Raw genomic sequence first — 11,676 nt, 5'->3', positions numbered from 1 at the left:
TTCAGAACAATTCTAAAACCCCGTACTCTTTTGATTCGGAAAGCGCCTGTATATCGGCTTTGTGCTTTACCAGCAACTGCTCGATATACGGGTTGCTTTGGTTTCCTGTTCGTAGAAGAACAACTTTCGGTGGGAATCCTTTCACATTCACAAAGTCAAGAAAGTCTTCGTCATTTGTGACGATGATAAAATGACTGGCGAAAGCATAATTCCAGATATCAACATCTTTTGCCGGAATGGTTAAACCAATCGAATCGACGTGTAAACAATCCTCAAAATGCAGCTTTACTTTGGCAACAAGTCGCCAGGAAAGATTTGCATCCAACAATAGCTTTGCCATTTATGCAGCTATCATTTTGATGATAGATTCGCGATTAGCGGCAAAGGCAAATGCCGCCAAAATGTGTTCCTTTTTTAAAGCGGGATAATCTTCCAGAATTTCTTGTTCCGTCATCCCGGAAGCTAACCATTGCAGAATGTCAACGATAGCTATCCGCGTGCCGGTTATGCAAGGCTTGCCGAAACGGATTTCGGGATTAATAGAGATGTAAGAAGAGGCTTCTTTCATCTCTCAAAGGTATCATTAATTGCAAAAGATAGGATTTCAACAAATTGTTTTAAACGCTTCACTTCAGTTTCTCTTTCTCCTTGTCCCGCTTCCGAAAAAATCCACGCAGCAAAAAATTATGCTGCAAGGCTTCCATGTTTTCATCCAGCTTTTGGGTGCTGCTTTGAAGGTTTTTTATGGTAATGCGAATGTCGTCGGCGGCTTGTTTGTCGTTAAGCAACATACCCGCAGGACTTGCGTTATCATTTAGCTTCTGCTGAACGTTCTGGCTCGCCTGGTTTAAGGTAACCATCACATCGTTTGCTTTATCGCTCAGCGCATCAATCTGTTGCACCGTGCTGCGCAGGCGCGAAAAAACAACGGTATCGGTAATTAAATCATTTGCCAATGAGCCTTTGCGATTGAGCTGGCTGGTATAATTCGCAACGCCGGCAACCATTTGCTGCGCATTGCCTGCCGCCGATTTAATTGTAAGGATTGAGCCTTGCAAGTCGGTAAACAACTTTTCATCATTTAGCAGTTTACCCACCGTTCCCTTGCCGGCCATCATGCCTTCGCTCAGTGTTTTAAAATTGCCGGTAATGGCCAAAAGATTTTTGTTGTTCTCCTGCAAGGTGGCCATCATTTCTTCCATCCCCGGCGTAGCTACCACTGTCAACGTATTGCCGTCTTGCACTACTGGCGACGAAGCGCTGCCGCCATATAATACCACGAGTTTGTTGCCTATAAAACCGTCTGACCCTACCTTGGCCTTTGAATCTTTCTTGATGATATAGAGGCGGTCTTTCGCAATGTTCATTTCTACCTTAACCTTACCGCTCTTGTCAAAACTGATGTCTTGCACCGTGCCGATTTTCACGCCGGCAAACCAAACGTTGTTTCCTGTAGCCAGGCCGTTTACTTCATCGAAATATGCGTAGATGGTGGCGCCTTTGTTGAACAAACTTTTTTGTCCGCCCAGCGTCATTACACCCAACACAAAAATTACCAGGGCAATGAAAACAAAAGCGCCGACAATGACCGCCCGTTTACTTTTCTGTTCCATTTATTGAATAAAGTTATAGTCGTAAAAACTCTTGATCCGTTCGTCGTTCGTGCTAAACACTTCGTCAAAGGTTCCCTGCCGCACAAACTTTCCATCCAGCAGCATAGCCACGCGGTCGCCGGTGTTTTTGGCACAGGTTAAATCGTGCGTGATGATGATAGAACTGGTATGATACTTCGCATTCACTTCGTTAATCAGTTCGTTGATGTCTTGGCTCGTGATGGGGTCAAGACCCGCCGTAGGCTCATCGTACAACATAATTTCCGGTTGAAGAATCAGGGTTCTCGCCACACCAATCCGCTTCTTTTGGCCACCCGATAATTCTGCCGGCATCTGGCGTTTTGCTTTCAGCAAGCCAACGGCATCCAGCACTGCATCAATCGCTCTTTCCACTTCTCTTCTTGTCAGGTGACGGTTGTGCCGCACCAGCGGAAAGGCAAGGTTTTCCCGCACCGTCATGCTGTCGTACAAAGCACTGTTCTGAAACGAAAAACCAATCTTCAACCGAAGCTCGTTCATTTCTTTTTCGCTTAGCAAAGTCACTTGTTGCCCCAATACATTTACCATTCCTTTGTCGGGTTTCAGCAAACCTGAAATGATTTTGATGAGCACCGACTTGCCCGTTCCCGATTTACCCAGTACGACTAAATTCTCACCGTGAAACAAATCCAGATCCACGCCGCGCAGCACGTGGTTATCGCCAAAGGATTTGTACAAATCCCGAATGACGATGACGGCTTCCTTTCTTTTCTTTTCTTCTGCTTCGCTCATGGCCTACCGGAAATAATTTATGATTTGCAGAATCAACATCTCTTCGATAAAAATTAAAAACATCGAGGTCACCACCGCCGCATTGGCCGCACGGCCCACGCCTTGCGTACCACCCGACGTGTTATAGCCTTTGTAACAACCTACGGTACCAATGGTAAAACCAAACACCAGCGAACGAATGATGGACGAGGCAAAATCAAGAAAGGTAATTTTTGAAAAGGCCTGCTCTACGAAAGTGGTGAAGCTCGTTTGTTCGTTTAACGAAATGTCAAGATAAGAACCCATCATTGAAATGAAAGCCGCATACAGCATAAGCATTGGTAACATCAGCGTGGCCGCGCCAATGCGGGTGTTCACCAAAAACTTGAAGGGATTTACGGCCGACACTTCCATCGCATCTATCTGCTCGGTAACCCGCATGGAACCCAATTCCGCGCCAATACCCGAACCCACTTTACCTGCGCAAATCAAGGCGGTTACAAGCGGCGCCAACGATTTAATGACGGCAATGGCAACAAGCGAAGGCAACCATGACTGTGCACCAAATTCGGCCAGCGAGGGCCGCGACTGTTTGGTAAATACAACACCGGTAATAAAGCCCGTCATCGTAATGAGGAGCAATGACCGGTAACCGATTTCATAAGCTTGTTTGATGAATTCGTTCCACTCTAAGGGACGGCGGAAAACCTCGCGAAAGAAACGGCCGATGAACCGCACCACATCGGAAAAGATGAGGAAGAAACGGTCGATGCGCCTGGTGAGTAAATGGTTTCGTCTTTGCTTGCCGGCCATGATGCTGATTGCACTAAAATTAAAACCGCATAATTAGGCAATTTTCTTTAATCGAACCGCTTTGCTTCTGCAAAGAAGCAAGGACGGATGAGCGGAGAAAAGAAAGCCTGTGTTCAATTTTGTTGAAACGTTGTTGGCTGTGCGTCCGCCTTTGCGGACAACGAAGCATTGCCCAGGAGTTGGTAAAAAAAGCCGGCCGAATGTTCTTCCGTGTTCACTAAATCGTGCAGGGTAATCTTATCCAGGAAATTATCAAGCAGAAACTGCATCATCTGCCAAAGCGAACGCGAAGAGCAATCAACCGAGTGCGTGCACAGTTTTAATGCACCGGCATGAGTACCGCAAAAAGCTTTGTCGAACAGCGGGCCGCCGAGCAATTTCAATACGTGGTTGATGACGATCTTGTTTGCGGGTTGTGCCAATACGTAACCGCCCTTATAACCCGGCGTGCTATTAATAAAACCGCCCATGCGCAGAATGCGGGCCAGTTTGGCCACATAGTGCGGCGTAATGCCCTCGGCTTCGCTCAACTGCGGAATGCTCATGCCGTCGGGCTCTTTGCAAGCCGCAATGCGAATCAACAATCGCAAGCCGTATTCTTCCTGTGCCGTTATTTTCATGCAAGATTCATTTAAAAAGTTTGTGAGACGTGAGAAGTGAAACGTGAGACAAAAGTGAGCGATGAATTGAAAGTCCCTGCGGTTTCACGTCTGGCGTTTGACGTCTCACATTCATCACAGCCATCCCAGTTCCAGTTGCGCCGTTTCCGACATCATGCTTTTGTCCCAAGGTGGGTCCCACGTTACCACCACGTGTACGTCGTACACGCCGTCAATCTCTTTTACTTTTTGATCTACTTCAACCGGCAACGATTGTGCCGCGGGGCAACTCGGTGCGGTGAGCGTCATGGTGATTTGCACGTTGCCGATGGGCAGAATGTCCACGCGGTAAATCAACCCCAATTCGTAAATACTCACCGGAATTTCCGGGTCGTAAATCGTTTGCAACACCTCAATCACTTTGTCCCGTAAAACGTCTGTATCCATGAACGATTAATAATGAGTAATTAATAATTGATTACTTGCTGGCCCCTTCCTTCAACTTGTACGCCAACGCATAGTTCTTCATCTGCTTCACCATTGCCAGCAAACCGTTTGAACGGGTTTGCGCCAAGTGACTCATCATGCCAATCTCTCGAATAAAATCAAGCTTTGTGTTCACGATATCATCTGGTTCTTGTCCCGACAAAACCCGGATTAACATGCTGATCAATCCTTTTACAATCACCGCATCGCTATCGGCTTTGTAAAAAACTTTGCCGTCCTTAAACTCCGCTGCCAGCCACACGGTGGATTGACAACCTTTTACTTTGTTCTCGTCTTTTTTGTGTTCCGTTTCAAGTAGCGGCAGCTTTTTTCCAAGGTCAATGATGTATTCGTACTTGTCATCCCAACCGTCAAAGAGCGAAAACTCTTCGACAATTTCTTTCTCGATTTCTTCTATGCTTTTGTGTTCGCTCATTCGCTACGATAAAAGTTTAATGGCTTTGCGCAAGGCCTCCATCATCGCGTCCACTTCTTCCTTTGTGTTGTACATGGCAAAGGAAGCACGAGTGGTACCGCGAATGCAAAGCCTTTCCATCAGCGGTTGTGCGCAGTGATGACCCGTGCGAACGGCAATGCCTTTGTTGTCGAGCAAGATGCCGATGTCCTGCGGATGAACGTTGTCAATCACAAACGAAAGCACGCTGATTTTTTTCTTCGCCGTGCCAATGATGCGCAAGCCGGGAATTTGCATCAATTGTTCGGTTGCATAAGCCAGCAACTCGTTTTCGTGTTGCCGAATCTTTTCCCTGCCGATGGCTTTTGTAAAATCCATTGCCGTTTTGAAAGCAATCGCGTCGGCGATATTTGGCGTGCCCGCTTCAAACTTGTAAGGCAAATCGTTCCAGGTAATGTTGGTGAACGAAACGTCTTTAATCATTTCGCCGCCGCCTTGATAGGGTGGGATTTCTTCCAGCAATTCCTTTCGTCCGTATAAAGCGCCAATGCCCGTAGGGCCGTATAATTTATGCGAAGAAAAAACAAAGAAATCCGTGTTGAGGTCTTGCACGTCAATATCGAGATGCACGGTTGATTGCGCACCGTCCACCAAAACTTTTGCACCGGCTTCGTGTGCTTTCGCAATAATTTCTTTTACCGGGTTGATGGTGCCAAGAGCGTTTGATACGTGAACGATGGAAACAAATTTTGTTTTCTCGCTCAACAACTTTTCAAACGCATCCATCTCCAACTCGCCGGCATCGTTGATGGGAATGACTTTGATGACCGCGCCTTTTTCCTGCGCCAGCAAATACCATGGAACAATATTGGAGTGATGCTCCATGTTGGAGATGATGATTTCATCACCGGCTTTGATATTTTGCCGTCCCCAGGTTTGTGCTACAAGGTTGATGCCTTCGGTGGTGCCGCTGGTGAAGATGATTTGTTCGCGGCTTTCGGCGTTGATGAATTCTTTTATCGCGTCACGAGTGCCTTCAAAAGCGGCTGTCGCTTCTTCTGCTAGTGTGTGAATGCCGCGGTGAATGTTGGCGTTGTAATCGCTGTAATAATTGATGAGGGCATCAATCACCACCTGCGGCTTTTGCGCAGTGGCCGCGTTGTCAAAATAAACCAACGGCCTGCCCTTCACTTCTCTTTCCAACACGGGAAAATGCTTGCGAATCGCCTGAATGTCCAATCCTTTTTCTATTTCGAGTATTCCCGTCATGGCTTTTAATTTGGCAAGTCCAGAAATGTTTGAATTACCTTTTTGAACCCCGCAATCATGTATCCATTCAGCTTCTATGGAGTTTACCCTGAGCTTGCCGAAGGGCCGCACTTTGTGCGTTCGGTAATTCTATTCAGCGTTGCGCAGTTATTCTTCCGAAACCGAAACTTCGTTTGTTGTTTTTACCTGTAAACGCTCGGTGATAATGTGGTCAACGTATTCGCGAATCGGCTCCAGTTTAATGTGCTCCAACACGTCCAGCGCAAAGGCATGAACCAGTAGTGACTTAGCGGCTTTTTCACTGATGCCTCTTGAACGCATGTAGAACAAGCTTTCCTCATCCAGTTGACCAACCGTGCAACCGTGCGAACACTTTACGTCGTCGGCATAAATCTCCAACTGCGGTTTCGTATTTACCGTTGCGTTTTCGGAAAGCAAAATATTTTTGTTCGACTGAAAGGCGTTGGTTTTTTGTGCGTCTTTCTGCACAAAAATTTTTCCGTTAAAAACGGCTGTGCCTTTGTCGTCAACAATGCCTTTGTACAATTCGTTACTTAAACAATTCGGCTTCACGTTGTCAACCACCGTGTGATTATCCACGTGCGAAGTACCTTTCAAAAAATACAGGCCGTAAAAATGCGATTCGGCATATTCTGCTTCCATCGCAATATTCAAGTTGTTGCGAACGATGCCACCGTTCAGCGAAATCGTTACCGTGTTCACCAAACTTTTTCCAACCTGGCGAATGTGCGTCGTGTTCACCTGGCTGCTGTGCGCCGCGTCGTTTTGAATTTTATAGTATTCAACTATTGCGTCTTTCTCAATCACCACTTCGGTTACCTGGTTGGTAAAGCTTTCGCAAACACCAAGCGTAACGTAGGTTTCAGCAATCTGCAGTTGTGCGTTCTCGCCGATGTAAATAAGGCTCCTTGGCTGCGAAAGAACATTGGTCGTTCGGGCATCGGCGACGTTGTAGATGTAAACCGGGTGCTCGACAACTTTTCCTTTTTTCACAAAAACAAACACGCCTTCTTGCAGGAAAGCCGTGTTCAATGCGTGAATGCCGTCTTTGATGTATTTGCTGCTGTGACCAAGGTGTTGCTGAACGATTTCCCTGTATTCATTCTTTGCCGCTTCTTCCAATGAAAGAAGGTTTAGCGAAGCGGAACGAACGGTCGAAAGCGAAGCGTTGTAAACGCCGTTAACGAACACCAGTTCGTTCGCTGCTTCGTGGCCCGGCAAACGAATCTCAGCCAATTCACCAGCGGCAAAAGCAGACCGGTTGCTTTCGGGATTGAACGCATACTCTTTGTTGAACACGCCGCTGATGCGGGTGTATTTCCACTCTTCGTTTTTTACCGTGGGCAAACCCAAGGTATCGAACGTATGAAAAGCCGATTGCTCCAGCGAGGTTAACGGACTGTGCCCATTACTGGATTGCAATTGCTGAAATTTTTCTTTGATTGTTTCAATTGTGCTCATGACTCTTTGTTAAACCGTAAAAGGTTTATTACGCCTCTTGCGCTACTTCGTTTTTAATGAAATCGTAACCGCGTTCTTCCAGTTCGAGTGCCAGTTCTTTTGTGCCCGACTTCACGATGCGGCCATTGTAAAGCACGTGTACAAAATCGGGCACGATGTAATCGAGCAAACGCTGGTAGTGCGTTACCAACAATATGGCATTGTCGCTGTTGCGCAATTTGTTTACGCCGTTTGACACGATGCGGATAGCGTCAATATCAAGACCCGAATCAGTTTCATCCAGGATGGCCAGCTTCGGTTCTAGCATTGCCATTTGAAAAATCTCGTTGCGCTTTTTTTCACCGCCAGAAAAGCCTTCGTTCAACGAGCGGCTCAAAAGCGATTGGTTCATTTCCATCAGCGCCATCTTTTCTTTCATCAGCTTTAAAAATTGCACAGCGTCCAGCGGTTCTTGCCCGCGGTATTTGCGCACTTCGTTCACGGCTGTTTTTACAAAGTTGGTCGTTGTTAAACCCGGAATTTCTACCGGATACTGAAAACTTAAAAAGACACCTTCGCCGGCTCTTTCCTCGGGCGATAATTCCAGAAGATTTTTGCCCATGAACTCTACCGAGCCATCGGTGACTTCGTAATCTTCGCGGCCGGCAACGACCGATGCAAGCGTGCTTTTGCCGGAACCGTTCGGCCCCATGATGGCGTGAACTTCACCGGCCTTTATATCGAGATTGATTCCTTTTAAAATTTTCTTTCCTTCAACTTCGGCGTGCAGGTTTTTTATTGTGAGCATGTTATACAGTTATGAGTTGTGAGTTATGGGTTATGAGTTAAAAACTAAAAGTTGTTCTGTCGTTCAACTCATAATTCATAACTCTGAATTCTTAATTTATCCAACGCTGCCTTCCAGGCTAATGGCGAGAAGTTTTTGCGCTTCCACGGCAAACTCCATCGGCAATTGCTTCATCACTTCTTTGGCAAAACCGTTAATGATTAAAGCCACGGCCGTTTCGGTATCTATGCCGCGCTGGTTGCAATAAAAAATCTGGTCTTCGCCAATCTTCGATGTCGTTGCTTCGTGCTCCACAATGGCGCTGCTGTTTTTTACTTCGATGTAAGGAAAGGTATGCGCACCGCATTTGTCGCCGAGCAACAAGGAATCGCATTGCGAAAAATTGCGGGCACCGGATGCGGTTTTACCAACGTGCACCAGTCCGCGATAACTGTTGTTGCTAAAGCCGGCGGAAATGCCTTTCGAGACGATGCGGCTGCGGGTATTCTTACCAATGTGCTGCATCTTGGTGCCGGTATCGGCTTGTTGATAGTTGTTGGTAACGGCTACTGAATAAAACTCGCCAATAGAGTTATCGCCCTTTAAAATCACACTGGGATACTTCCAGGTAATGGCCGAACCGGTTTCCACCTGTGTCCAGGATATCTTCGACGCTACGCCTTTGCAGATGCCGCGTTTCGTTACAAAATTGTAGATGCCGCCGTTGCCTTCTTTGTCGCCGGGATACCAGTTTTGCACGGTTGAATATTTAATCTCGGCATGGTCAAGTGCAATCAGTTCCACCACCGCAGCATGCAACTGATTTTCGTCGCGCATGGGTGCGGTGCAGCCTTCGAGATAGCTGACGTAAGCACCTTCGTCGGCCACAATCAACGTGCGTTCAAACTGGCCGGTGTTTTCGGCATTGATGCGGAAATACGTTGACAGTTCCATTGGGCAACGAACGCCTTTTGGAATGTAAACAAAGGAACCGTCGCTGAATACGGCAGCATTCAGCGCAGCGTAATAATTATCCGTTACAGGAACAACTGAGCTTAAATATTTCCGGACCAAGTCAGGATGCTCTTGTATTGCTTCACTCATGGAGCAGAAGATGATGCCCAATTCCGAGAGTTGTTCTTTAAAGGTTGTGGCAATGGAAACCGAATCAATCACTGCGTCCACAGCCACACCGCTCAAACGCTTTTGTTCTTCAAGAGAGATACCCAGTTTTTCAAACGTCTTGCGCAGTTCTGGATCAATCTCGTCAAGGCTGTTGGCCTTCACTTTTTGCTTGGGCGCAGAGTAGTAAATGATATCCTGGTAATTAATTTTTGGATAGTGAAGATTGGCCCAGTGCGGTTCATCCATCTTCAGCCATTGATTGTAAGCTTTTAATCGCCATTCCAGCATCCATTCAGGCTCATTCTTCTTGGCGGAGATAAAACGAATGGTGCTTTCATCCAAGCCTTTTGGTGCTTCATCGGCTTCAATATCGGTAACAAAACCATACTTGTATTCGCTCGATACCGCCTGTTCTATTGCCAAACGGTCTTCGTCCACCTCAACTTTAACGACTTCCGGCTTCAATAAATCTGGATTCATGCGACAAAATTAAGCCTGTTTGTACTAAAAAGTATAAACAGATTTTTTAAAATCTTGTTTTTGACAAATACATGTGAAACGAACGATACAGCAAAAAAACAGGCTCAGGGGATACCTTACGTCTCTTAGCAAACGCAAAAAAAGAGCTTGATTTTTTCAAGCTCTCCTGTTCTATTCTGCTTTGTTATCTTATTGATTGCGACCGTCTTTTTTGTCTTTGCTGTGCCCAATACCGTAACCCACACCGGCACCCAGAATGCCACCGATAACAGCACCCGCAGCGCGGTTACGCTTGTTAATGACACCGCCCAAAACAGCACCGCCAACACCGCCAATGGTGGCACCTTTTGCGGCCTTGCTCCAACCTTCCTTTTTCTGGGTTTCCTGTCCCGCAGCGGGTGCTTTAGCATCGTTTGAAGCCGTGCTTTCTGCCGTTCCGTTGCCGGTACTGTTTGCATTCTCGTTTGGCGTTGTTTTTTGTGGTGTTGCCGCCGGCCGTTTGCTTGCTTGTTTATGGACCGGTGCGGGTTTTTCTACTACCCTAACTTCTTTAACAACTGTTTTCACGGGGGCCGCTTCGGCCAATTGCGGTTGGGGCTGCTGCGGTTGTGCAGCGCTATTTAATTCGTTTTGCGCCTTCCATTGTTGAAACTGTGCAAGCCCTGCTGTGTCCACAGTAGGTTGTGCCGATTGCAGTGTTTTCACATCAGTCTCCGCCGGCTTGCTGTTACAAGCAATTACAAGAAATGCGAGGCTTAAAAAGGGTAAAAATTTTTTCATGTCCTTTGGTATTGTTTTACCGTTAAAGACAAAAATGCGGCCACAAGTTTTGAAAAGAAAGAGCAATTGTGCGAAATCTTGTTAAAGTAAAAAACACGGTTGAAGCCGTGTTTTTATTGAAATATCTAAAGTGCATTTGCGATGCGAATCTTTCTTATCGCAGGTCTTTCAGCGGTGCCGGGTCCATATCAGTGTAGGTGTAATTCTCACCCGCCATGCCCCAAATGAAACCGTAAGCCGCCGTGCCACAACCGGAGTGAATAGACCAGGGCGGTGAAATTACTGCTTCGTGATTTGCCATCAGCAAATGCCGGGTTTCCTGCGGTTGTCCCATAAAATGAAAGACACGGTGTTCTTCTTTCACGTCAAAATAAAAATAGGCTTCCATGCGGCGCGTGTGCGTGTGCGAAGGCATGGTGTTCCAAACGCTGCCTTCGTCAAGCACGGTTAAACCCATTACCAGTTGCGCACTCTGAATGCCCTCGGCGTGAATGTATTTGTAAATGGTTCTTTTATTCGCTGTTGATTGATCACCCAAGGCTCCGGGCTGCGCCTCTTCTTTTGTCAACTTTCTTGTTGGATAGTTTTGATGTGCCGGAGAAGAAAGCAAGTAAAACAGCGCAGGCTTTGATGCATCGCTGCTTTTAAACGAAACTTTCTTCACGCCTTTGCCCGCGTAAACGCAATCAAGTTTTTTTAATGAAAAGCTTTCGCCGTCAACTTCTACCGTCCCTTCACCGCCAACGTTGATGATGCCAAGCTCTCTCCTCTCTAAAAAATAATCGGCACGCAGTTCGGGATGTGTTTCAAGCGTAAGAGTGCTGCCAACGGGTTTTGCGCCGCCAACGATGACGCGATCGTAATGCGAGTAAACCAGTTTGATTTGATCATCCGCCATTAACTGTTGCACCAAAAAATTTTGCCGCAATTCTTCGGTATTCATCGCGGCGGTTTCTTTCGGACTGTTTTGAAAACGTACTTCCATGAAAAATCGTTTGAGGTTTGTAGTTTATAGTTTGTGGTGTTCTGCGAAGATGGTTTACAATCGGCTGCTGAACTTTGTAAAGAAAGACTGTATGTAAAGCAATCGCCAACTGT

14 protein-coding genes are annotated in these 11,676 nt (G+C 46.6%); all 14 read right to left on the bottom strand.

Annotated features, from left to right (window positions below; translation table 11 throughout):
- Position 1: 1 nt before the first annotated feature.
- Entirely contained in the window at positions 2–340 is a 339-nt protein-coding gene (locus FSB75_RS19800) for a DUF5615 family PIN-like protein (RefSeq protein ID WP_146791016.1), read from the bottom strand.
- Positions 341–568 carry a DUF433 domain-containing protein gene (locus FSB75_RS19795; protein ID WP_146791014.1) on the bottom strand — a complete coding sequence of 76 codons (228 nt, stop codon included), beginning with the start codon at positions 566–568 and terminating at the stop codon, positions 341–343.
- A gap of 58 nt (positions 569–626) precedes the next feature.
- Entirely contained in the window at positions 627–1,613 is a 987-nt protein-coding gene (locus FSB75_RS19790) for an MlaD family protein (RefSeq protein WP_146791012.1), read from the bottom strand.
- A complete protein-coding gene (locus FSB75_RS19785; RefSeq protein ID WP_146791009.1) occupies positions 1,614–2,384 on the bottom strand; it encodes an ABC transporter ATP-binding protein in 771 nt (256 codons plus the stop codon).
- A gap of 3 nt (positions 2,385–2,387) precedes the next feature.
- Positions 2,388–3,176, bottom strand: a complete 789-nt coding sequence (locus FSB75_RS19780) for an MlaE family ABC transporter permease (RefSeq protein WP_146791007.1) — start codon at positions 3,174–3,176, stop codon at positions 2,388–2,390.
- Between the two features lie 113 nt (positions 3,177–3,289).
- A complete protein-coding gene (locus tag FSB75_RS19775; protein ID WP_146791005.1) occupies positions 3,290–3,796 on the bottom strand; it encodes an RrF2 family transcriptional regulator in 507 nt (168 codons plus the stop codon).
- Positions 3,797–3,910: 114 nt separating this feature from the next.
- Positions 3,911–4,222, bottom strand: coding sequence for an iron-sulfur cluster assembly protein (locus FSB75_RS19770; protein ID WP_146791003.1), 312 nt, complete (start codon positions 4,220–4,222; stop codon positions 3,911–3,913).
- Positions 4,223–4,253: 31 nt separating this feature from the next.
- Complete coding sequence (locus FSB75_RS19765; protein WP_146791001.1) at positions 4,254–4,697, bottom strand: SufE family protein; 444 nt, start codon at positions 4,695–4,697, stop codon at positions 4,254–4,256.
- A gap of 3 nt (positions 4,698–4,700) precedes the next feature.
- Positions 4,701–5,945, bottom strand: coding sequence for a cysteine desulfurase (locus FSB75_RS19760; protein WP_146790999.1), 1,245 nt, complete (start codon positions 5,943–5,945; stop codon positions 4,701–4,703).
- Positions 5,946–6,092: 147 nt separating this feature from the next.
- Positions 6,093–7,427 carry a Fe-S cluster assembly protein SufD gene (gene sufD, locus FSB75_RS19755; protein ID WP_146790997.1) on the bottom strand — a complete coding sequence of 445 codons (1,335 nt, stop codon included), beginning with the start codon at positions 7,425–7,427 and terminating at the stop codon, positions 6,093–6,095.
- Between the two features lie 28 nt (positions 7,428–7,455).
- Positions 7,456–8,214: a Fe-S cluster assembly ATPase SufC gene (gene sufC / locus FSB75_RS19750; protein ID WP_146790995.1), complete on the bottom strand. Its 759-nt coding sequence runs from the start codon at positions 8,212–8,214 to the stop codon at positions 7,456–7,458.
- A gap of 96 nt (positions 8,215–8,310) precedes the next feature.
- Complete coding sequence (sufB, locus tag FSB75_RS19745) at positions 8,311–9,798, bottom strand: Fe-S cluster assembly protein SufB (RefSeq protein WP_146790993.1); 1,488 nt, start codon at positions 9,796–9,798, stop codon at positions 8,311–8,313.
- Between the two features lie 189 nt (positions 9,799–9,987).
- Positions 9,988–10,578 (bottom strand): glycine zipper domain-containing protein, encoded by a 591-nt coding sequence (locus FSB75_RS19740; protein WP_146790991.1) that lies wholly within the window; start codon positions 10,576–10,578, stop codon positions 9,988–9,990.
- Between the two features lie 154 nt (positions 10,579–10,732).
- Complete coding sequence (gene kduI, locus FSB75_RS19735) at positions 10,733–11,563, bottom strand: 5-dehydro-4-deoxy-D-glucuronate isomerase (RefSeq protein WP_146790989.1); 831 nt, start codon at positions 11,561–11,563, stop codon at positions 10,733–10,735.
- Between the last annotated feature and the right edge of the window lie 113 nt (positions 11,564–11,676).

The sequence above is a fragment of the Flavisolibacter ginsenosidimutans genome (assembly GCF_007970805.1).
In the GTDB taxonomy this organism is placed as follows: domain Bacteria; phylum Bacteroidota; class Bacteroidia; order Chitinophagales; family Chitinophagaceae; genus Flavisolibacter; species Flavisolibacter ginsenosidimutans.
This window is presented reverse-complemented; position numbering and strand designations above follow the sequence as displayed.